General features: G+C 72.2%; 18 protein-coding genes. 3 read left to right on the forward strand and 15 right to left on the reverse strand.

All coding sequences use genetic code 11. The features are described 5' to 3' along the window. Positions 1-95 precede the first annotated feature (95 nt). The 3 genes from ACQP12_RS23605 to ACQP12_RS23615 all read right to left on the reverse strand — a co-directional run bounded on the left by ACQP12_RS23605 (position 96) and on the right by ACQP12_RS23615 (position 3,234). A complete protein-coding gene (locus tag ACQP12_RS23605) occupies positions 96-2,078 on the reverse strand; it encodes an ABC transporter ATP-binding protein (protein WP_357950281.1) in 1,983 nt (660 codons plus the stop codon). A gap of 114 nt (positions 2,079-2,192) precedes the next feature. After that, positions 2,193-2,960 (reverse strand): enoyl-CoA hydratase/isomerase family protein, encoded by a 768-nt coding sequence (locus ACQP12_RS23610; protein WP_433282105.1) that lies wholly within the window; start codon positions 2,958-2,960, stop codon positions 2,193-2,195. 46 nt (positions 2,961-3,006) lie between these two features. Further along, the gene (locus ACQP12_RS23615; RefSeq protein WP_007462679.1) at positions 3,007-3,234 is read right to left on the reverse strand and encodes a helix-turn-helix domain-containing protein; all 228 of its coding nucleotides are present in this window, start codon (positions 3,232-3,234) and stop codon (positions 3,007-3,009) included. 213 nt (positions 3,235-3,447) lie between these two features. On the opposite strand from ACQP12_RS23615, the gene ACQP12_RS23620 reads away from it, so the two are divergent. After that, a complete protein-coding gene (locus tag ACQP12_RS23620; protein WP_433282107.1) occupies positions 3,448-4,041 on the forward strand; it encodes a cadmium resistance transporter in 594 nt (197 codons plus the stop codon). A gap of 6 nt (positions 4,042-4,047) precedes the next feature. Here the strand turns inward: ACQP12_RS23620 and ACQP12_RS23625 are convergent, their stop codons facing one another. Beyond that, positions 4,048-5,655 (reverse strand): ABC-F family ATP-binding cassette domain-containing protein, encoded by a 1,608-nt coding sequence (locus ACQP12_RS23625; protein WP_433282109.1) that lies wholly within the window; start codon positions 5,653-5,655, stop codon positions 4,048-4,050. 249 nt (positions 5,656-5,904) lie between these two features. Between ACQP12_RS23625 and ypfJ the strand changes: the two genes are divergently transcribed. After that, on the forward strand, positions 5,905-6,819 hold the full coding sequence (gene ypfJ, locus ACQP12_RS23630; protein WP_433289409.1) for a KPN_02809 family neutral zinc metallopeptidase: 915 nt from the start codon (positions 5,905-5,907) through the stop codon (positions 6,817-6,819). A 71-nt stretch (positions 6,820-6,890) separates the two neighbouring features. Here ypfJ and ACQP12_RS23635 read toward each other — a convergent pair whose 3' ends face one another. The 3 genes from ACQP12_RS23635 to ACQP12_RS23645 form a co-directional block, all read right to left on the reverse strand. Next, complete coding sequence (locus ACQP12_RS23635) at positions 6,891-7,553, reverse strand: acVLRF1 family peptidyl-tRNA hydrolase (protein ID WP_433282111.1); 663 nt, start codon at positions 7,551-7,553, stop codon at positions 6,891-6,893. A 94-nt stretch (positions 7,554-7,647) separates the two neighbouring features. Continuing rightward, on the reverse strand, positions 7,648-11,283 hold the full coding sequence (locus ACQP12_RS23640; RefSeq protein ID WP_433282113.1) for a M12 family metallo-peptidase: 3,636 nt from the start codon (positions 11,281-11,283) through the stop codon (positions 7,648-7,650). A gap of 229 nt (positions 11,284-11,512) precedes the next feature. Then, positions 11,513-12,136, reverse strand: a complete 624-nt coding sequence (locus ACQP12_RS23645; RefSeq protein WP_433282115.1) for a LysE family transporter — start codon at positions 12,134-12,136, stop codon at positions 11,513-11,515. Positions 12,137-12,365: 229 nt separating this feature from the next. Here ACQP12_RS23645 and ACQP12_RS23650 point away from each other — a divergent pair, with 229 nt between their 5' ends. Then, positions 12,366-12,695, forward strand: coding sequence for a nucleoside triphosphate pyrophosphohydrolase family protein (locus ACQP12_RS23650; protein WP_357950183.1), 330 nt, complete (start codon positions 12,366-12,368; stop codon positions 12,693-12,695). 85 nt (positions 12,696-12,780) lie between these two features. Here ACQP12_RS23650 and ACQP12_RS23655 read toward each other — a convergent pair whose 3' ends face one another. The 8 genes from ACQP12_RS23655 to ACQP12_RS23690 all read right to left on the reverse strand — a co-directional run bounded on the left by ACQP12_RS23655 (position 12,781) and on the right by ACQP12_RS23690 (position 19,577). Then, entirely contained in the window at positions 12,781-13,245 is a 465-nt protein-coding gene (locus ACQP12_RS23655) for a metal-sulfur cluster assembly factor (protein ID WP_433282117.1), read from the reverse strand. Continuing rightward, positions 13,242-13,715: a Fe-S cluster assembly sulfur transfer protein SufU gene (sufU, locus tag ACQP12_RS23660; RefSeq protein ID WP_357950177.1), complete on the reverse strand. Its 474-nt coding sequence runs from the start codon at positions 13,713-13,715 to the stop codon at positions 13,242-13,244. Before sufU ends, ACQP12_RS23655 begins: the two co-directional genes overlap by 4 nt. After that, on the reverse strand, positions 13,715-15,019 hold the full coding sequence (locus tag ACQP12_RS23665; RefSeq protein WP_433282120.1) for a cysteine desulfurase: 1,305 nt from the start codon (positions 15,017-15,019) through the stop codon (positions 13,715-13,717). Before ACQP12_RS23665 ends, sufU begins: the two co-directional genes overlap by 1 nt. Positions 15,020-15,025: 6 nt before the next feature. After that, positions 15,026-15,799, reverse strand: coding sequence for a Fe-S cluster assembly ATPase SufC (gene sufC / locus ACQP12_RS23670; protein WP_357950172.1), 774 nt, complete (start codon positions 15,797-15,799; stop codon positions 15,026-15,028). Then, positions 15,799-16,125 (reverse strand): non-heme iron oxygenase ferredoxin subunit, encoded by a 327-nt coding sequence (locus tag ACQP12_RS23675; protein ID WP_357950170.1) that lies wholly within the window; start codon positions 16,123-16,125, stop codon positions 15,799-15,801. The genes sufC and ACQP12_RS23675 overlap by 1 nt, the downstream gene beginning before the upstream one ends. Continuing rightward, on the reverse strand, positions 16,125-17,273 hold the full coding sequence (gene sufD, locus ACQP12_RS23680; protein WP_357950167.1) for a Fe-S cluster assembly protein SufD: 1,149 nt from the start codon (positions 17,271-17,273) through the stop codon (positions 16,125-16,127). The genes ACQP12_RS23675 and sufD overlap by 1 nt, the downstream gene beginning before the upstream one ends. 85 nt (positions 17,274-17,358) lie before the next feature. Next, entirely contained in the window at positions 17,359-18,789 is a 1,431-nt protein-coding gene (gene sufB, locus ACQP12_RS23685) for a Fe-S cluster assembly protein SufB (protein WP_154227702.1), read from the reverse strand. Next, entirely contained in the window at positions 18,786-19,577 is a 792-nt protein-coding gene (locus tag ACQP12_RS23690; protein ID WP_433282124.1) for a helix-turn-helix transcriptional regulator, read from the reverse strand. Before ACQP12_RS23690 ends, sufB begins: the two co-directional genes overlap by 4 nt. Between the last annotated feature and the right edge of the window lie 72 nt (positions 19,578-19,649).

Raw genomic sequence — 19,649 nt, forward strand, 5'->3', positions numbered from 1 at the left:
CAGCATGGAGGGTTGACGCAGCGTCAGGGTCAAGCCCGCGGGGCGGATTGTCCGGCGACAGTTGGCCGGCGCCGGGCTGGTTGGTCGGCGTCGGGCTAGTTGGCGGCGGCCGGCGGCAGGGCCTCCTGCGCCACGTAGGTGCCGACCGGCACGGTGGTGACCACCCGCTCCGGCTGCTCGGGCTCGGCGTAGGGGGCCGGCGAGTCGGTGACCGCGAACTGGGTGCGGTAGAGCTCGGCGTAGAGGCCGCCGACGGCGACCAGCTCGTCGTGCCGGCCGCGCTCGACGATCCGCCCCTCGTCGAGGACGAGGATCTGGTCGGCGTCGCGGACCGTGGACAGCCGGTGCGCGATCACCAGCGCGGTGCGCCCGGTCAGCGCCACCGACAGCGCCCGCTGCACCGCCGCCTCGCTCTCCGAGTCGAGGTGCGCGGTGGCCTCGTCGAGGATCACGATCGACGGGGCCTTGAGCAGCAGCCGGGCGATGGCGATGCGCTGCTTCTCGCCGCCGGAGAAGCGGTAGCCGCGCTCACCGACCGTGGTGTCCAGCCCGTCGGGCAGGGCGCGGACCAGGTCGGCGACCTGCGCGCCGGCCAGCGCGGCCCAGATCTCGTCGTCGGTGGCGTCCGGCTTGGCGTAGCGCAGGTTCTCCCGGATCGTCTCGTGGAACAGGTGCGAGTCCTGCGTGACCACGCCGATCTCGTCGCGGAGCGAGGCGAGTGTGGCCTCCCGCACGTCGACCCCGCCGACCAGCACCTGGCCGTCGCTGACGTCGTAGATCCGGGAGATCAGCATGGAGAGCGTCGACTTGCCGGCGCCGGAGGGACCCACCAGGGCCACCATCTGGCCGGGCTCGACGGCGAACGAGACGCCCTTGAGCACGGGCTCGTTGACCGTGCGGTCGAGCGCGGCGACCTCCTCCAGGGAGGCCAGCGACACCTCGGCGGCGCTCGGGTAGCGGAACCGCACGTCGCGGAACTCGACCCGGCCGTTGCCGCGGGGCACCGGCTGGGCGTCGGGCTTCTCCTCGATGCCGGGGCGCAGGTCGAGCACCTCGAAGACCCGGTCGAAGGAGACCAGCGCGCTCATCACGTCGACCCGGACGTTGGAGAGCGCGGTGAGCGGGCCGTAGAGGCGGGTGAGCAGCAGCGCCAGCTTGACCACGGTGCCGGCGCTGACCGCGCCGGTGACGGCCAGCCAGCCGCCGAGCCCGTAGGTGAGCGCCTGGGCGAGGGAGGCGACCAGCAGCATGGCGACGAAGAAGGTGCGCGAGTACATGGCCGACTGGATGCCGATGTCGCGGACCCGCTCGGCCCGGCCGGCGAACCGCGTCGCCTCCACCTCGGGCGAGCCGAAGAGCTTGACCAGCAGGGCGCCCGAGACGTTGAACCGCTCGGTCATCGTCGCGTTCATCTTGGCGTCGAGGTTGTACGACTCGCGCGTGATCTCGGCCAGCCGGCGGCCGACCCGGCGCGCCGGGATGATGAAGATGGGCAGCAGCACGAGCGCCAACACGGTGATCTGCCACGACAGGATGAGCATCGCGCCGGCCGTGAGCACGAGCTGGATGACGTTGCTGACCACGCCGGACAGCGTCGAGGTGAACGCCCGCTGGGCGCCGAGCACGTCGTTGTTGAGCCGGCTGACCAGCGCGCCGGTCTGGGTGCGGGTGAAGAACTGCAGCGGCATCCGCTGCACATGGTCGTAGACCCGGGTGCGCAGGTCGAGGATGATGCCCTCGCCGATCCGGGCCGAATACCACCGCTGGGCCAGCGAGAAGAGCGCATCGGCCACGGCCAGCACGGCGATGATCAGGGCGAGGCGAACCACGGTGGCGCCCGCGTCGGAGCCGCCACCGGCGATCGCGTCGATGACGTCACCGGCGAGCAGCGGGGTGGCCACCCCGATCACCGCGGCGATCACCACGGTGACCAGGAAGACGATGATGTCGCGCCGGTAGGGCTGGGCGAACGCGACGATCCGCCGGGCGGTGCCGCGCTTGAGCTGGTGGGTGGAGATCTCGTCGCGGTTGCGCATCGACCGGAGCATGCTCCAGCCGCCCATGCCGCCACCGGCCATCGGGTTGGACACTCGTCACCTCCGGGTCGTCGGCAGCCGTGGGCCGTCGGGGTCAATTCTCCCGACGACTACGACAACCTCGCGAGTAACCCGGATCTTCCCGGATGGTCCTTACTATTCGCCCCGACCGGCCAGGTCGCGGATCCGCCGGGTCTGCGCCTCGCGCTCGGCCCGCTGCTGCTCGGCGTGGGTGCGCCCGCCCGCGCCGGCGAGCAGCGCCTTGACCTCCACGATCGCGTCGCGGTTGTTGGCCAGCAGGCCCGCCGTCAGGTCGCGCACCGCGCCGTCGAGCTCGCCGGCCGGCACCACGAGCGTGGCCAGGCCGATCCGGTCCGCCTCGGCGGCGTCCATCCGGCGGCCGGTGGCGCAGATCTCCAGCGCGCGGGAATAGCCGACCAGCTCGGCGAGACGCTTCGTGCCGGCCAGGTCGGGAACCAGGCCGAGGGTCACCTCGGCCATCGAGAGTCGGGCGTCCTCGGTGAGCACCCGCAGGTCGCAGGCGAGGGCGAGCTGGAAGCCGGCGCCGATGGCGTGGCCCTGCACGGCGGCGATCGAGATCACGTCGGGCCGGTGCAGCCAGGTGAAACCGCCCTGGTACTCGGCGATCCGGTCGGCGCACTCCTGCTCGGACAGGGTGGACAGCTCGGCGAAGGAACCCGGGCCGGAGGAGCCGGCGACCGACAGGTCGAGGCCGGCGGAGAAGGCCCGCCCCTCACCGCGCACCACGACGACGCGGACGTCGCCGGGCAGGTCCCGGGAGAAGTCGCTCATCGCGCGCCACATGGCCGGGGTCTGCGCGTTGAGCACGTCGGGCCGGCACAACGTCACCGTCGCGACCGGCCCGTCGCAGTCGAGTCGTACTCCGGTCGTCTCGGCGGTCACCGGACCGCCCGGAGCACAGCGCTGATGGACGACGCTGGGGGGCGGGTCACGCCTTCTTGCGGCGCCGGGCGCCGCCACGCTGCCGCAGCTGCACCCCGGACTCGGTGAGCACCCGGTGGATGAACCCGTAGGAACGGCCGGTCGAGGCCGCGAGCGCACGGATGCTCTCACCCGAGGTGTACCGCTTTACCAGGTCCTTGGCGAGCGTCTGCCGCTCGGCCCCGACGATCCGGCGACCCTTCTCAGTGCTGGTGGCTGTGCCGGTGGCTGCCATGCTGATTCCTCACGTCCCAGACTGTGCGGTTCGGATACGGTCCCACCTATTAGACCGCCTCGGACGATCATGCGCCAGATATCAACTATTCGCCAACCGACACGCTATGCAATGTCAGCTTCCCGATAGAGTGATCCTCCTGACCGGCCCAGCCGGCGTCGGCCGGCCGGATCATGAGAGGCCGACCGGCCGGCCGAGCCGTACGCTCCTCGGATGATCGACGTGCTGGCCGCGGCGGCCGCCGCCGCGGGCGTCTTCGCCGCCACCAACATCGACGACATCGTCGTGCTCACGGTGTTCTTCGTGGCGGCCCGGCGCACCGGCCGGCCCCGCCCCTGGCAGATCGTCGCCGGCCAGTACGCGGGCATCGGCGCGCTGGTCGGGGTCGCGGTGGTGGTCGCCGCCGGGCTGCTGGTGGTGCCCGATCCGTGGACCGGCCTGCTCGGGCTGCTGCCGATCGCGCTGGGCGTCCGCGCCCTGCTGGCCCGCCGCGGCGACGACGAGCCGCCGGCCGTGGTCGGCGGCCTGCTCGGCGTGGCCGGGGTGACGGTGGCCAACGGCGCCGACAACGTCGCCGTCTACGTGCCGGTGTTCCGCTCGCTCGACCCGGCCACCGGCCTGGTCTGGCTGCTGGTCTTCGCCGCCCTGGTGGCCGTCTGGTGCGCGGCCGCCGCCCTGCTCGGCAACCACCCCCGGGTGGTGTCCCTGGTCGGCCGCGCCGGCCACTGGTTGGTGCCGGCCGTCTTCATCGCCCTCGGCGTGGTCATCCTGACCACCTCCGGCGTCCTCCCCCACCTGCTCCCCTGACGGGGGTCAGGCCAGTTCGACCAGTTCCAGGAGGTCGTCGGACCAGGCGTCCTCGTCGCCGTCGGGGAGGAGGATGGCGCGGTCGGGCTTCAGCGCCAGCACCGCGCCCGGGTCGTGGGTGACCAGCACGATGGCGCCCGGGTAGCGGGCGATCGCGTCCAGCACCTGCTCGCGGCTGACCGGGTCGAGGTTGTTCGTCGGCTCGTCCAGCAGCAGCACGTTGGCGCCGGAGCAGACCAGGGTGGCCAGGGCCAGCCGGGTCTTCTCGCCGCCGGAGAGCACCCCGGCCGGCTTGTCGACGTCCTCGCCGGAGAACAGGAACGCGCCCAGGATGCGGCGCAGGTCGGTGTCGGTCTGCTGCGGCGCGGCGCTGCGCATGTGCTCCAGGATGGTCCGCTCGACGTCCAGCGTCTCGTGCTCCTGCGCGTAGTAGCCGAGCCGCAGGCCGTGCCCGGGGCGCACCTCGCCGGTGTCCGGTTCGAGCAGGCCGCCGAGCATCCGCAGCAGGGTGGTCTTGCCGGCGCCGTTGAGGCCCAGGATCGCCACCCGGGAGCCGCGGTCCACCGCCACGTTCACGTCGGTGAAGATCTCCAGCGACCCGTACGACTTCGACAGGCCGGAGGCGGTGAGCGGGGTCTTGCCGCACGGCGCCGGGGTGGGGAAGCGCACCTTCGCCACCTTGTCGGCGACCCGGACGTCCTCCAGGCCGGACAGCAGCTTCTCGGCCCGCCGGGCCATGTTCTGCGCGGCGACGGTCTTGGTGGCCTTGGCCCGCATCTTGTCCGCCTGGGCCATCAGCGCGCCGGCCTTCTTCTCGGCGTTGGCCCGCTCCCGGCGGCGGCGCCGCTCGTCGGTCTCCCGCGCCTCCAGGTACGCCTTCCAGCCGAGGTTGTAGACGTCGACCACGGAGCGGGTGGCGTCCAGGAACCAGACCTTGTTGACCACGGCCTCCAGCAGGGAGGCGTCGTGGGAGATCACGATGAGGCCGCCCTTGTGGTTGCCGAGGAAGCCGCGCAGCCAGGTGATCGAGTCGGCGTCGAGGTGGTTGGTCGGCTCGTCGAGCAGCAGGATGCCGCCGCCGTTCTCGCCGGCGTCGCGGAACAGGATCCGGGCCAGCTCGATGCGGCGGCGCTGGCCGCCGGAGAGGGTGCCGATGGTCTGCGCCAGGGCCCGGTCGGGCAGCCCGAGGTTCGCGCAGATCCGGGCCGCCTCGGCCTCGGCCGCGTAGCCGCCCAGGGAGGCGAACTGGTCCTCCAGCGCGCCGTAGCGGCGGACCAGCCGCTCGTCGTCGGCGCCCTCGGCGAGCTCCTCCTCCAGCTCCTTCATCTGCGCCATGAGCACGTCCAGGCCGCGGGCGGAGAGCACCCGGTCCCGCCCGGTGACCTCCAGGTCGCCGGTGCGCGGGTCCTGCGGCAGGTAGCCGATCGCGCTGCGCCGGTCGATCTGCCCGGCGTACGGCTGCCCCTCCCCCGCCAGCACCTTCAGCGTGGTGGTCTTGCCGGCGCCGTTGCGGCCGACCAGGCCGATCCGGTCACCCGGCTGCACCCGCAGCGTGGTGTCGGACAGCAGGATCCGGGAACCGGCGCGCAGTTCCAGGCCGGTGGCGTTGATCATGTCGAGGTACTCGCTCTCGGGGTTCGGCGAAGGGCTGACTCAGGGCACGCGAAAGCGCCGGCGGGTCATGATTTCCCGTCGGCGCGGGGCCGTTCAGCCTTCGCAGCGCAGCACGCGCCAATTGTACCGGGCGCTCCCCGGGCGGCCCGGCGGATTACCGCGCAAGATCATCGGGTACCGAAAACCCCGTCCGGACCCGGTCCGGTACCGCAACCACCACACACGGACTAATCGGTGATCGGGGTCAACATGGAGCTGAACGAGAACGCGCGGGTCGACACCAGCCAGGTGGAGGATCGGCGAGGGTCCGGCGGAGGCGGCGGGATGGGCATACCGATCCCGATCGGCGGCGGCCGGGGCGGGATCGTGGGCATCATCATCGCCGTCGTGGTCGCCCTGGTGGGCGGCGGCTTCGGGCTGAACGCGGCCACCAACGGCGGCGGCTCCGAGCAGGGCGACAACACCTCGCTGGAACAGAAGTGCTCCGCGCAGGACGCGCTGGAGCAGCTCGACTGCCGCAACACGCTCTACGTCAACTCGATCCAGGCGTACTGGCGGACCGCCCTGCCGCAGGTCTTCGGCGACCAGTACAAGCCGTCGAAGACCGTGTTCTTCAGCCAGAACGTGAGCACCGGCTGCGGCGCGGCCGACTCCGGGGTCGGCCCGTTCTACTGCCCCGCGGACGACCTGGTCTACATCGACCTCACCTTCTACCGCCTGCTCGCCGACCAGCTCGGCGCCGAGGGCGAGTTCGCCCAGCCGTACGTGCTGGCCCACGAGTACGGGCACCACGTGCAGGACCTGCTCGGCACCGAGGCGCAGATGCGCCGCCAGCAGCAGCGCGACCCGCAGAACGCCAACACGCTGTCGGTGAAGCTGGAGCTCCAGGCCGACTGCTACGCCGGCGCCTGGGCGAAGAACGCCACCGGCACCTCCGACGAGAAGGGCCAGAAGATCTTCAAGACCATCACCGACCAGGACATCCAGCAGGCGATCGACACGGCCGAGAAGATCGGCGACGACGCCATCCAGCAGCGCTCCGGCCGGCCGGTGAACCCGGACGAGTTCACCCACGGCACCTCCGAGCAGCGCAAGCAGTGGTTCACCAAGGGCTTCTCCACCGGCGACCCGAAGGCCTGCGACACCTTCGGCGGCACCCAGTAACGCCCGACCCACCGGACCCCGGCGACCACCCCGGCGCCGGGGTCCCGCCATGTCCGGCCCCGACGGTGGGGTCAGCGGGCGTCGTCGGGGGCCGGGTCGCGGACCAGGATCCGCACCGCGCGGGCGGCGGCCACCGCGCCGACCAGCACGGCGTGCCGGGGCTCGGGCACGTCGAGCAGCCGCTCCGCGCGCAGGGCGGCCAGCGGGGCCAGCCGCCGGTCGGCCAGCACCGTGTCCACGGCCCGCCGGTCCCCGCCGCCGACCACGGCCGTCAGGCTCTCCGCCTCCGGCAACAGCAGGCGTACGGCCAGCTCGGCCGCGTCACCCAGCGCCGCCTTCGCCTGGTTGTCCCGCCGCCGGGCGAAGCGCTGCTGGGACCAGCCGCCCGCGGCGGTGCGCCCCTGCACGTACCGGGTGTCCACCTTCGAGACGACCAGGTCGGGGCCCTGGGCGACGCCGACCGCCACCGCGCCCTTGCGGGCCAGCAGCAAGCCGAGGCGGCGGGGCGCGCCGGCCGCGGCCACGAACCCGGGCACGTCGGCGGTGGCCGGGGCGCCGGGCGGGGTGTGCAGCTCGGCCGTGGCGCCGTCGGGCGCGGTGAGCAGCAGGCCGTACCCCTCGACTGTCGTGGTGGGCGGGCCGTGCCGCTCGGCGAAGCCCTCGACCCAGCGGGCGACGCGGGTCGGGTCGACCTCGACCCACCGGCCGCCCCCGGCCGCGGGTCGGCTGCTCATGCGACGACGGTACGGCACCGGGGCGCGTCCGGACACCACGGGGAGCCGGAACGCGGGAGGGCACCGGACCGGCGCCCTCCCGCGTCACCCGCCGTCAGTGGACGGTGAGGTTCCCGCCGGTCAGCTTCACCTCGGCGGTGCCGACCCCCGTCCAGTCGGACGAGAAGAGCAGCGCACCCCCCTGCCACAGGGTGATCCCGACGCTGTCCTTCCGGCCGGGGGAACCCCGGTCGGTGACCGTCACGGCCAGGGTCAGCCCGCCGGCCACCACCGTGCCGGTGCGGTCGACCAGGTCGGCCCGGTAACGCACCTGCGCGGCCCTGCCGTCCCCGGTCAGGCCGACACCCTCGACGGCCGTGCCCCGGATCTCGTAGCTCCGGCCGCCGGAGCGGAACCCGACGGTCGCCGAACCGGTCGGGCTCTTACCGGGCCGGGCCGCCTTCGCGGCCAGGTCGACGGTCACCGGCGATCCGGCGGCCGCCGGATACCGGCCGGCGGGCCGGCCCGCGGCCAGCGCGCCCTCGCCGGTGAGGAACGACCCGTCGGAGGCCGCCACGGTCACCCGGGCGCTGGTGCCGCCCGTGTAGTGGCCGCCGACCGTCGCGGTGACGGTGTGGCTGCCCGCCGGCAGGGTCGCCTCGCACGACGCCGATGCGCTGCCGCTGTCCGCACCGAGCAGGTCGAGCACGCCGGTGCAGAGCGGCACGCCGCCCTCGGCGAAGGTGACCGTGGCGGTGCGGATGTCCCCCGCGGCGGTGTCCGTCGCGCCGGGCAGCACCGCGCTGTCCCGGACGACGGCCCGCAGCAGGGCCCGGCCCGTGGCGCCGTTCGTGGTCACCAGGGTGTCGCCGGCCCAGCTCGCCGCCGCGTCCTCCGCGGCGACCCGGATCGTGAACGAGGTGGCCGCGACCAGGCCGGTGCCGTCGGTGACCGTGACGGTGACCGGGTAGTCGCCCGGCGCCGCGCCGGTGGTCCCCGTCACCGTCCAGCTCCGCGTGCCCGGCGTCCCGGTGCCGGAGGTGGCCGACACGGCCAGGGACAGGCCGGCGGGCAGGCCGGCGGCGGACGCGGTCAGCTCCGCCCCGACGGTGTCCGCGTCGGTCGCCGTGACCCGGACCGTCGGCGCGAGACCGTCGCTGTACTGGACGGCTGCCCCGCCCGCCGGGGCGTCGTTCGACACCACGGGCACGGCCCGGATGGTGAGGTCGGCGTCGTTCAGGTCGAAGAAGACGTTGCCGACCGCTTCGATCCGGATCCGCGCCTGCGTCGTCGCCACGTTCGGCAGGCTCACTGTCGCGCTACCGGTGTTCGGGGTGCTCTCGGCCAGCACGTACGGGAAGGTCTTCCCGCCGTCCGCGGAGAGCGTGATCTTCACCTGGCCGGCGTTCACCGGCGCCGCGTCGGTTCCGGCCACGTCCCAGGTGACCGCCTGCGTCGAGCCGCCGTCCAGGACGGCGGCGGAACCCTGCGAGGTGACCAGGAACGGCCCGGCGTCCGGCGCCAGCACCACGGCGACGTCGGCGCTACCGACGCCGCCGCCACCCGTCCGGCCGTCCCGGGCGGTGAGCTTGAAGTGCATGGTCCGGTCGTTGGCCAACCCGACCCAGTCCCGGGTGGGCAGGAACTCCGAGTAACAGTCGACGAGGTCCGCCGGCACGTTGGTGGCGCCACCGCTGGCCGGCGGCGCCGGCGCGGCCGGGCAGGCGCCGGTTCTGGCGTTCGTGTTGCCCGCCAGGATCTGCGTCAGGTCCGGGAACACCCGCGTCGGGTCGGTGGAAACCGCGTTCAGGCCGGGCGAGTGGTACTCCAGGGTGTCGCTCGGCGAGACGTTGGCGGCCGTGCCGAACACCCGGAACAGCGGGCCGTTGACCTTGGTGTTGTTCACCAGCGCGGTGCCGGCGGCGCCGCCCCGGTCGTTCTGCTCCCACAGGTACGTCAGGGTGTCGCCGTCCGAGTCGGTGGCGCTGCCGGACAGCGCGAACGGGGTACGCACCGGAATGGTGACCGTGTCCGGCACGGTGACCACCGGCGCGTGGTTGGCGGTCACCTCGGCCAGGAAGCCGCCGTTGTCGATGGCGCCGCCCTTGGCGGTCTCGCCGACGAACCCGGACGCGCCGGAGAGGCCCGTGAGGGCGAGCGGGGCGACGTTGGTGGCGGCCAGCGTGCCACCGAAGGTGACCTGGAAGCCGGTGTCGTTGAGCGCCCCGCTGCCGCCGAACGCGGCCACCGTGACCGTCGCACCGGCCGGCCAGCCGGTGATCGCCTCGACGGCCGCCTTGATGCCGGCCGTGCTGTAGTTGACCCCCCGCACGATTGGCGCGGACTCGACGCCGTTCCAGGACACCGTGAACGCGTCGCCGTCGGTGTCGAAGTCGCGCAGCGAGACCGTCTGCACCTCGTTGATGGCCGGGCGGGTGGAGGTGACGTAGTTGGTGATCTCGGTGTAGCTGCGGTGCGACCAGTACGGGTCGCTGTGCGGCTGGAGGTTGTCCTGCTGGCAGATCCCCGCGTAGGCCATGATGGACGACCCGCTGCCCGGCTCGTACGAGTTGGCCGCGCTCCGGTTGCCGCCCGAACAGTTCCACTGGTTGCCGTTGAACGTGTGGTTGCCGGCGAACTGGTGGCCCATCTCGTGCGCCACGTAGTCCACCGCGTAGAAGTCACCGACCGGTGTCGGCAGGCCGGTGCAGCCCTGGGCCTTGCCGTTGCCGCCGATGACGCCGAGGCTGGCCACGCCGCCGCCGTTGACGCCGAGGCCGATGTGGCCCACGTCGTAGTTGCCGGCGCCGACGAGCTGACCGAGGACGATGCGGTTACGGCTGAGCGTCCCGCTGCCGCAGGAGCTGAGCTGGGCCGGGGTGAAGCAGGCCGCCGCGCCGCACGGGCCGTTGGGCTCGGTGGCGAGCGCCGGGGTGTTGAGGTTGGTCTTCTCGGTGTCGTTGATCAGCACGAGCCGGATCGCGGTCTCGTCCTCGTAGATCTGGGTGACCCGGTTCATCAGGGTGACCTTGGCCGCGGTGACGTTCTCCGCGCCGCCGAAGAAGGTGGCGTAGGAGGGGTCGGTCACCAGCGCCACCCGGTAGGTGCGCAGCGTCACCGACGGTCCGGTGGGGACCTCGGTGGGTGCCACACCCACCTCGCCTTCGAGGGCCTGGGCGGCCGCCATGACGTCCTCCCGTTCGACGAGGTCGCCGTGGGGGTTCGCCAGGTCGCGGACGAAGTAGCTCGCGTAGAGGCTCTGGTCCAGGTGGTAGTAGGGGTCGACGTACCAGTTCCCGGCCGCCGAGCGGACCGAGGCGTGGAAGCCGAGCGGAGTCAGGTCCGCGCGCACGGTCGCGGTCGGGTCGTCCAGGCCACGACCGGCGTACGTGCTGATCTCGGGGTGCGCCGCGGCCAGGCCCGCTTCCATGACGGGCGAGTCCACCAGCTCGAAGCGCTGGAACGTCCCGTTCGGCGCCGGCAGCGTCACGACCTGGGCCGACGGGCGGAGGGACCGGCTCCGCTCCGGCGGCGCCTTGTCGAGCACGCCCTTCATGCTCTGCCGGTCCAGCGTGTACGTGGTCAGCCGGTCGGCGTGCACGGTCGCCTTCCGGCCGGCCTTGGTCGGCGCGGGCTTGCCGTCCACCTTGTGCCACGGGCCCCCGGAGGGCGGGGCCGCGCCGGCCGGGGCCGGTGCCGCCAGCGCCGGCAGCACCGCCGCCGCCAGCGCGGCGACCAGGAGACCTGCCATCCGCCCGCGTCGCGCCCGACGGTCTGTCGACCGGCGCGGTCGTCGTACCAGAGTGATCATCAGTCCTCGTCCCCCTGCTCGGTGAGGAGTGGGTGGAGCCGCGCACGCGCCCGGATCGACGGGGCGTACGCGGATGATCCACAGATGGTCACAGACCCTAGGCGGACCAGGGATTTCTTCACATCAGCCGGACAGCTGACACTCCTGACAGGACGGCGGTCGACGCGGGTCAGCCCAGCAGCGTGGCGACGGCGAGCGCGGCGATGATCGCGCTGGACGCCAGCGCGGTCACCAGGCGGCCCCGGGGTCCGGTGAGGACCCGGCCCACCAGGGTGCCGCCGCCGGCGATCAGCAACTGCCAGCTGGCCGAGGCGAGGAAGGCGCCGAGCACGAAGAGCGCCGCGCCCACGGGGTCCCGGCCGGTCGCGTCGTTGCGCCCAAGGACGAGCGCGGCGAAGTAGATGACGGTGGCCGGGTTGAGCAGGGTCAGGGCCAGGATGCCGCCGAACGCCCGCCCGGCCGTGTCCAGGCCGCGGTTGACGGTGGCGGCCGTGGCCTCGGTGCGGGAGCGCAGCGCCCGCCACGCGCCGTGCGCGGCAAGGGCGAACAGCACCGCCGCAGCCACCAGCCGCAGCGGCCCGGCGATCGGCGTGATCACGGCGGCGACGGCCGCGCCGCCCAGCACGGCCACCGCCGCGTAGAGGCCGTCGGCGGTGGCGACCCCGAGCGCCGCGGCCGCGCCGACCCGGAACGAGGTGCGGGCGCTGAGCCCGAGGATGAGGATCGCGATCGCGCCGACCGGCACGGCGACGCCGTAGCCGGCCACCAGACCGGCGAGGAACGCCCCGGTCACGACGGTGGGCGGCGGGTCGAGGCGGCCGGCGGCAGGGTGCGCTGTCGACGCGCGGCAGTGGCCGCACGGACAGGAGCCTGCTTCGGGTACGCCTCGATCACGCGCCCATCGTGCCCGCACCTCCCCGACGCCCGCCACCCGTTTTCCCGAGCCCGGTCCCTCTGGGATCATGGACGGAACCGGCCCCGGTAGGGGGCCGTTCGCTACCAAGATCCGGTGGAGCGCCGAATTGGACCTGGACGACTATCAGCGCGGCGCCCTGCGTACCGCCGCTCCACGGGACAAGCCGAACGAGCTGCTCCACCTGGTGCTCGGGCTGGTCGGCGAATCCGGTGAGATCGCCGAGAAGTTCAAAAAGTGGGTCCGGGACCTCGACAGCGACGAGTCGCGGATCGACCGGGCCGACATCGCGAAGGAGCTCGGTGACGTGCTGTGGTACGTGGCGGTGCTCGCCGACTACCTCGATCTGTCGCTGGACGACGTCGCGGCGGCCAACCTGGCCAAGCTGGCCAGCCGTCAGGGCCGTGGCGTGCTGGGTGGCAGCGGCGACAACCGCTGATCCGGGCTCTGCCCACGCGGGGTGGAACGAGTCGAGCGCGGCACCCGCAGGGGGTGTCGCGCTCGACGGGGACCGGGGAAACCGGTCAGACGTTGAAGCCGAGGGAGCGGAGCTGGTCCCGGCCCTCGTCGGTGATCTTGTCGGGGCCCCACGGCGGCAGCCAGACCCAGTTGATCCGGATGTCGTCGACCAGGCCGCCGCCGGGGCCGGTGGTCAGCGCCTGCCGGGCCTGGTCCTCGATCACGTCGGTGAGCGGGCACGCCGCCGAGGTCAGCGTCATGTCCAGGGTCGCGACGTTCTGATCGTCGACGTGGATGCCGTACACCAGGCCGAGGTCGACCACGTTGATGCCCAGCTCCGGGTCGACGACGTCCTTCATCGCCTCTTCGATGTCGTCGATCGCGGGCTTGCCGCCACCCGCCGCACCGTCGGCCGCCGCGGCACCGTTGGCCGCCGCGGCACCGTTGGCCGGAGCGTCGCCGGCCGGGGCCGCGCCGTCGGTCGCCACCGCGCCGGTCTCCGGCGTCGAGGTGGTCTCTTCGCTGCTCATGCCTTCACCTCCGGGCTCACGCCCACCCCGGCGCGTGCCGCGGCGTCCTTGAACGCCATCCACGACAGCAGCGCGCACTTCACCCGGGCCGGGTAGCGCGCGACACCCGCGAACGCCACCCCGTCTCCGAGCACGTCCTCGTCGGGCGTGACCTGGCCACGCCCGGACATCAACTCGACGAACGCCTCATGCACCACGCCGGCGTCGTCGGCGGCCCGGCCGCGCAGCAGCTCGTGCAGCACGCTGGCCGACGCCTGGCTGATCGAGCAGCCCATCCCGTCGTACGAGATGTCGGTGAACACCTTGCCGTCGGTGGTCACCCGCACGGTGATCTCGTCGCCGCAGGTCGGGTTGACGTGGTGCGCCTCCCCGACCCGGGCGGCCGGGTCCGTCGCGTCCCGCAGGCCGCGGCCGTGCGGGTGCTTGTAGTGGTCCAGGATGATCTCCTGGTAGAGCTGGTCGAGCTGCATCAGTCGAACACCTTCCGCACCTGCTCGAGACCGGCCACCAGCGCGTCGATCTCCTCGGTCGTGGTGTACAGGTAGAACGACGCCCGGGTGGTGGCCGGCACGCCGAACCGGTTGCACACCGGCTTGGCGCAGTGGTGCCCGACCCGGACCTGCACACCGAGCGAGTCGAGCACCTGCCCGACGTCGTGCGGGTGCACGTCGCCGAGCGCGAAGGAGATCGTCCCGCCCCGGCCGACCGGCACGTTCGGGCCGAAGATCCGCAGCCCGGGCACGGTGGAGAGGGCGTCCAGCGCGTACGCCGTCAGCTCCTTCTCGTGCCACTGGATGGCCGGCATCCCGATCCCGGTGAGGTAGTCGACCGCCGCGCCGAGCGCGACCGCCTCGGCGATCGGCGGGGTGCCCGCCTCGAACCGGGCCGGCGGCGCGGCGAACGTCGAACGCGCCATCGACACGGTCTCGATCATCGAGCCGCCGCCGAACACCGGGGGCATCGCCGCGAGCAGCTCGCCCCGGCCCCACAGCACACCGATGCCGGTCGGGCCGCACATCTTGTGACCCGTGAACACGATGAAGTCCGCGTCGTAGTCGACCACGTCCATGGGCATGTGCGGCACCGACTGCGAGCAGTCGAGCAGCAGCAGGGCACCCACCTCGCGGACCCGCTGGGTGATCCGCGAGGTGGCGTTGACCGTGCCGAGGATGTTGGACATGTGCACCAGCGAGACGATCTTCGTCCGCTCGGTGACCAGGTCGTCCAGCCCGGACTCGTCGAGCCGGCCGTGGTCGGTGACCGGGAACCAGCGCAGGGTCGCGCCGGTCCGCTCGGCGAGGAGCTGCCACGGGACGATGTTCGAGTGGTGCTCCATCTCGGAGATCACGATCTCGTCACCGGGCCCGAGCCGGAACCGGGGGTCGCCGTCCGGGCGCAGCGAGGCGTTGGAGAACGCGTACGCCACCAGGTTGATCGCCTCGGTGGAGTTCTTGGTGAAGACCACCTCGTCCACGCTCGGCGCGTTGATGAACGCGGCGATCTTCGCCCGGGCCCCCTCGTACGCCTCGGTCGCCTCGGTGCCCAGCGTGTGCACCGAGCGGGACACGTTGGCGTTGTGCCGCGCGTAGTGCTCGGCGAGCACGTCGAGCACCTGCCGCGGCTTGTGCGAGGTGTTGGCGCTGTCGAGGTAGACCAGCGGGTGCCCGTTGACCTCCCGGTCCAGGATCGGGAAGTCGGCCCGCACCCGTGCCACGTCGTAGCGGGGCACGTCGTCGTACTGCGGCATGCCCGACGGGATCGCGATGGAGGTCATCGGAGGTCAGGCCCGCGCCGAGCCGGCCCCGGCGACGTACCGCTCGTAGCCCTCTTCCTCGAGCTTGTCGGCCAGCTCCGGGCCGCCCTGCTCGACGATCCGGCCGGCCACGAAGACGTGCACGAAGTCGGGCTTGATGTAGCGCAGGATCCGCGTGTAGTGGGTGATCAGCAGCAGGCCGGTGTCGCCGGTGTCGCGCACCCGGTTGACGCCCTCGCTGACCACGCGCAGCGCGTCCACGTCGAGACCGGAGTCGGTCTCGTCGAGGATGGCGATCTTCGGCTTGAGCAGCTCCAGCTGCACGATCTCGTGCCGCTTCTTCTCACCGCCGGAGAAGCCCTCGTTGACGTTGCGCTGGGCGAACGCCGGGTCCATCTGGAGCTTCTCCATGGCGCCGCGCAGCTCGCCGGCCCAGGTGCGCAGCTTCGGCGCCTCGCCGTCGATGGCCGTCTTGGCGGTGCGCAGGAAGTTGGCCACCGAGACGCCGGGGACCTCGACCGGGTACTGCATGGCCAGGAAGAGGCCGGCGCGGGCCCGCTCGTCGACGGACATGGCCAGCACGTCCTCGCCGTCGAGGGTCACCGAACCGCCGGTGATCTCGTACTTGGGGTGGCCGGCGATCGAGTACGCCAGCGTCGACTTGCCGGAGCCGTTCGGGCCCATGATGGCGTGGGTCTCGCCCGACTTCACGGTCAGGTCGACACCGGCCAGGATCGGCTTGAGCTCACCCTCGGGCAGCTTGACCGACACCTTCAGGTCGCGGATCTCCAGGGTGCTCATCAGCGGGTCACTCCATTGCTCGGCGTCAGGCTGACGTAGATGTCGCCCTCGCGGACTTCGACGGGATAGACGGGAACGGGTTCGGTGGCGGGCAGCCCGGTGGGCTCACCGGTCCGTAGGTCGAAACGGGATCCGTGCAGCCAGCATTCCAGCGTGCACCCGTCGACCTCGCCCTCGGAGAGGGCCACCGCGGCGTGTGAGCACTCGTCGTACACGGCGTAGAACGCGTCGTCCTCGCCGTGCACGATCGCGATCTGCGTGCCGTCGACGTCGGCGCTGATCGCGGTGCCCTTCGGCACGTCCTCGGTCGAGCAGATCTTGATCATCAGGCGCCGGCCTTGGCGAGGCGGGCCTCGATCGCGTCGCCGAGCCGCTCGCGCAGGTCGTCGACCGGGATCTTGTTGATCAGCTCGGCGAAGAAGCCGCGGACCACCAGGCGGCGGGCCTCGCCCTCCGGGATGCCCCGGGCCATGAGGTAGAAGAGCTGCTCGTCGTCGAAACGGCCGGTCGCGCTGGCGTGCCCGGCGCCGGCGATCTCGCCGGTCTCGATCTCCAGGTTGGGCACCGAGTCCGCCCGGGCACCGTCGGTGAGCAGCAGGTTCCGGTTGATCTCGTACGTGTCGGTGCCGGTCGCCTCGGCCCGGATCAGCACGTCGCCGACCCAGACCGTGTGCGCGCTGTCGCCCTGCAGGGCGCCCCGGTAGCCGACGTAGCTGCGGCAGTCCGGCACGGTGTGGTCGACCAGCTGCCGGTGCTCCAGGTGCTGCCCGGAGTCGGCGAAGTAGACGCCGTACAGCTCGGCCTCGCCGCCGCGCTGGGCGTATTCCACCGAGGTGTACTGCCGGACCAGGTCGCCACCGAGGCTCACCTGGACGTGGATCACCTTGGCGTCGCGGCCCAGCTTGACCTTGAGGTGCTGCGCCTGCACGGCGTCGTCGGCCCAGTCCGCGATCGTGACCAGCGTCAGCTTCGCGCCGTCACCCACCGACACCTCGACGTTGTCGGCCAGCGTGCCGGAGCCGACGTGCCGCAGGACCAGCACCGACTCGGAGAGCGCGCCGATCTCGACGAAGGTGTGCGCGAAGGCCACCACGTCGGAGGGCCCGCCGTGCACGGTGACGATCACCGGCTCGGCGACCACCGCCTCCCGGGCCACCTGCACCAGCTGGCCGAGGTCCGACTCGCCGTAGGCGCGGGCGCTGATCCGGTCGAACGGGACCAGCACGCTGCCCCGGCGCGGGTCGTCCTTGGCCAGCGTGCCGACCGTGACCCCCTCGGGGAGCTGCCCGTACTCGTAGGCCGGCCAGTGCGCCGACTCGTCCGTCACGGCGCCGTCGAGCAGGCCGCGCAGGCGCTTGAGCGGGGTGAAGCGCCACTCCTCCTCCAGGCCGGTGAGGGCCGGGAAGTCGGCGACGTCGTACGAGCGGAGCGCCTGCGACTTGGTCGCGGGCGGCGCGGAAGCCTGGGTAGTCATCTCTTCCTTGGTCTGTTCTGCGATTGATCGGAGGGTCGGTCGCGCTGGTCGCGACGCGGCGTGACGGGTCCGGGCCGCGCGGCGGTCAGCCCACCGCCCCCTCCATCTGGAGCTCGATCAGGCGGTTGAGCTCCAGGGCGTACTCCATCGGGAGCTCCTTGGCGATCGGCTCGATGAAGCCGCGCACGATCATGGCCATCGCCTCGTCCTCGCTCAGGCCCCGGCTCATCAGGTAGAAGAGCTGGTCGTCGCTGATCTTGGAGACGGTCGCCTCGTGCCCCATCGACACGTCGTCCTCACGGATGTCGACGTAGGGGTAGGTGTCGGAGCGGGAGATGGTGTCGACCAGCAGCGCGTCGCACTTGACCGTGCTCCGGCTGCTGTGCGAGCCCTCCAGCACCTGCACCAGGCCCCGGTAGGAGGTGCGGCCGCCGCCCCGGGCGATCGACTTCGACACGATGGTCGAGGAGGTGTGCGGCGCGGCGTGCACCATCTTGGCGCCCGCGTCCTGGTGCTGGCCCTCGCCGGCCATGGCCACCGAGAGCACCTCGCCCTTGGCGTGCTCGCCGGTCATGTAGACCGCCGGGTACTTCATGGTGACCTTGGAGCCGATGTTGCCGTCGACCCACTCCATGGTCGCGCCCTCGTGGCAGACGGCGCGCTTGGTCACCAGGTTGTAGACGTTGTTCGACCAGTTCTGGATGGTCGTGTAACGGCACCGGGCGTTCTTCTTGACGATGATCTCCACGACCGCGCTGTGCAGCGAGTCCGAGGAGTAGAGCGGCGCGGTGCAGCCCTCGACGTAGTGCACGTACGCACCCTCGTCGACGATGATCAGCGTCCGCTCGAACTGGCCCATGTTCTCCGTGTTGATCCGGAAGTAGGCCTGCAGCGGGATCTCCACGTGCACGCCCTTCGGCACGTAGATGAACGAGCCACCGGACCAGACGGAGGTGTTCAGCGCGGCGAACTTGTTGTCGCCGACCGGGATCACCGTGCCGAAGTACTCCTTGAAGATGTCCTCGTGCTCGCGCAGCGCGGTGTCGGTGTCCAGGAAGATGACACCCTGCTCCTCAAGGTCCTCACGGATCTTGTGGTAGACGACCTCGGACTCGTACTGCGCCGCGACGCCGGCGACCAGCCGCTGCTTCTCCGCCTCGGGGATGCCCAGCCGGTCGTAGGTGTTCTTGATGTCCTCCGGCAGGTCCTCCCAGCTGGTGGCCTGCTTCTCGGTGGACCGCACGAAGTACTTGATGTTGTCGAAGTCGATCCCGGTGAGGTCCGCGCCCCACGCCGGCATCGGCTTGCGGCCGAACAGCCGCAGGCCCTTGAGGCGCAGGTCGAGCATCCAGGCCGGCTCGTTCTTCTTGGCCGAGATGTCCCGCACCACCGCCTCGTTGAGGCCGCGCTGGGCGGACGCCCCCGCGACGTCGGGGTCGGCCCAGCCGTACTCGTAGCGACCCAGAGCGGCGAGCTGCTCCTCCTGGGTCAGGGGCTGGACGATCTGCTCGGTCATCTATCTGTCCTCACAGTGGTGACGGTGTTACCGGACTGGGCACGCGGCTGGGTGGGGATGTGCGTGGTGCACACCCCGTCGCCGTGCGCGATGGTGGCCAGGCGCTGCACGTGGGTGCCGACCAGACGGGAGATCACCGCGGTCTCGGCCTCGCACAGCTGGGGGAACTCGGCGGCCACGTGCGCCACCGGGCAGTGGTGCTGGCACAGCTGGCCGCCGGAGGCGATCGTGGACGCGTTGGCAGCGTAGCCCTCGGCGGTCAGCGCCCCGGCGAGCGCCTCCGCCCGGGCGAGCGGTTCGTCGCCGGCGTCCTCCATGGCGGCGCGGCAGCGCTCCTCCAGCGCGGTCACCTGCTCGGCGGCGAACGCCTCGACGGCCCGCGAGCCGCCGGTGCGGGCGATCCAGCGCAGGGCGGCGGTGGCGATGTTGTCGTAGTGGTGGGTGCCGCAGCGCACCCGGGCCGCCTCGGTCAGCACGAAGACCTTGGCCGGCCGGCCCCGCCCCCGGCTGCCCCGCACGACCTGCTCGCGGGCCTCCACGTCGCCGTCGGCGAGCATGGCGTCGAGGTGCCGGCGGATCGCGGCCGGGCTGAGCCCGAGCGCCGAGCCGAGCTGCGCGGCGGTCGTCGCGCCCTGTTCCAGCAGCAGCTGGGTGACCCGGTCGCGGGTGGAGAGGTCGGTGGACGCGGCCTGCGACAGCTCCGGCTCGGCGCGCCTGGCGCCGCGCCGCGACCCGGCGACCGGTGCGGTCGCCGGCTGCTGCCCGGAGAGCGCCGCCGCGTTTTTCACAACGACAACGTTACGTAATTCGCCGGAGGCCCGCAAACCCGGGGTCCGGTGATCCCGACCACCGGTGTGCCG

Origin of the sequence: Micromonospora sp. CA-244673 (assembly GCF_050948395.1) — a bacterium.
Classification (GTDB): domain Bacteria; phylum Actinomycetota; class Actinomycetes; order Mycobacteriales; family Micromonosporaceae; genus Micromonospora.

What these genes read in the sequence shown, in the direction of transcription:
- ACQP12_RS23675 (WP_357950170.1), bottom strand. Translation starts at nt 16,125, where the DNA reads ATGATCAAGATCTGCTCGACCGAGGACGTGCCGAAGGGCACCGCGATC.
- ACQP12_RS23625 (WP_433282109.1), bottom strand. Translation starts at nt 5,655, where the DNA reads ATGATCAACGCCACCGGCCTGGAACTGCGCGCCGGTTCCCGGATCCTG.
- ypfJ (WP_433289409.1), top strand. Translation starts at nt 5,905, where the DNA reads ATGGAGCTGAACGAGAACGCGCGGGTCGACACCAGCCAGGTGGAGGAT.
- sufC (WP_357950172.1), bottom strand. Translation starts at nt 15,799, where the DNA reads ATGAGCACCCTGGAGATCCGCGACCTGAAGGTGTCGGTCAAGCTGCCC.
- ACQP12_RS23635 (WP_433282111.1), bottom strand. Translation starts at nt 7,553, where the DNA reads ATGAGCAGCCGACCCGCGGCCGGGGGCGGCCGGTGGGTCGAGGTCGAC.
- sufU (WP_357950177.1), bottom strand. Translation starts at nt 13,715, where the DNA reads ATGCAGCTCGACCAGCTCTACCAGGAGATCATCCTGGACCACTACAAG.
- ACQP12_RS23620 (WP_433282107.1), top strand. Translation starts at nt 3,448, where the DNA reads ATGATCGACGTGCTGGCCGCGGCGGCCGCCGCCGCGGGCGTCTTCGCC.
- sufD (WP_357950167.1), bottom strand. Translation starts at nt 17,273, where the DNA reads ATGACTACCCAGGCTTCCGCGCCGCCCGCGACCAAGTCGCAGGCGCTC.
- ACQP12_RS23605 (WP_357950281.1), bottom strand. Translation starts at nt 2,078, where the DNA reads ATGGCCGGTGGCGGCATGGGCGGCTGGAGCATGCTCCGGTCGATGCGC.
- ACQP12_RS23655 (WP_433282117.1), bottom strand. Translation starts at nt 13,245, where the DNA reads ATGAGCAGCGAAGAGACCACCTCGACGCCGGAGACCGGCGCGGTGGCG.
- ACQP12_RS23640 (WP_433282113.1), bottom strand. Translation starts at nt 11,283, where the DNA reads ATGGCAGGTCTCCTGGTCGCCGCGCTGGCGGCGGCGGTGCTGCCGGCG.
- sufB (WP_154227702.1), bottom strand. Translation starts at nt 18,789, where the DNA reads ATGACCGAGCAGATCGTCCAGCCCCTGACCCAGGAGGAGCAGCTCGCC.
- ACQP12_RS23615 (WP_007462679.1), bottom strand. Translation starts at nt 3,234, where the DNA reads ATGGCAGCCACCGGCACAGCCACCAGCACTGAGAAGGGTCGCCGGATC.
- ACQP12_RS23665 (WP_433282120.1), bottom strand. Translation starts at nt 15,019, where the DNA reads ATGACCTCCATCGCGATCCCGTCGGGCATGCCGCAGTACGACGACGTG.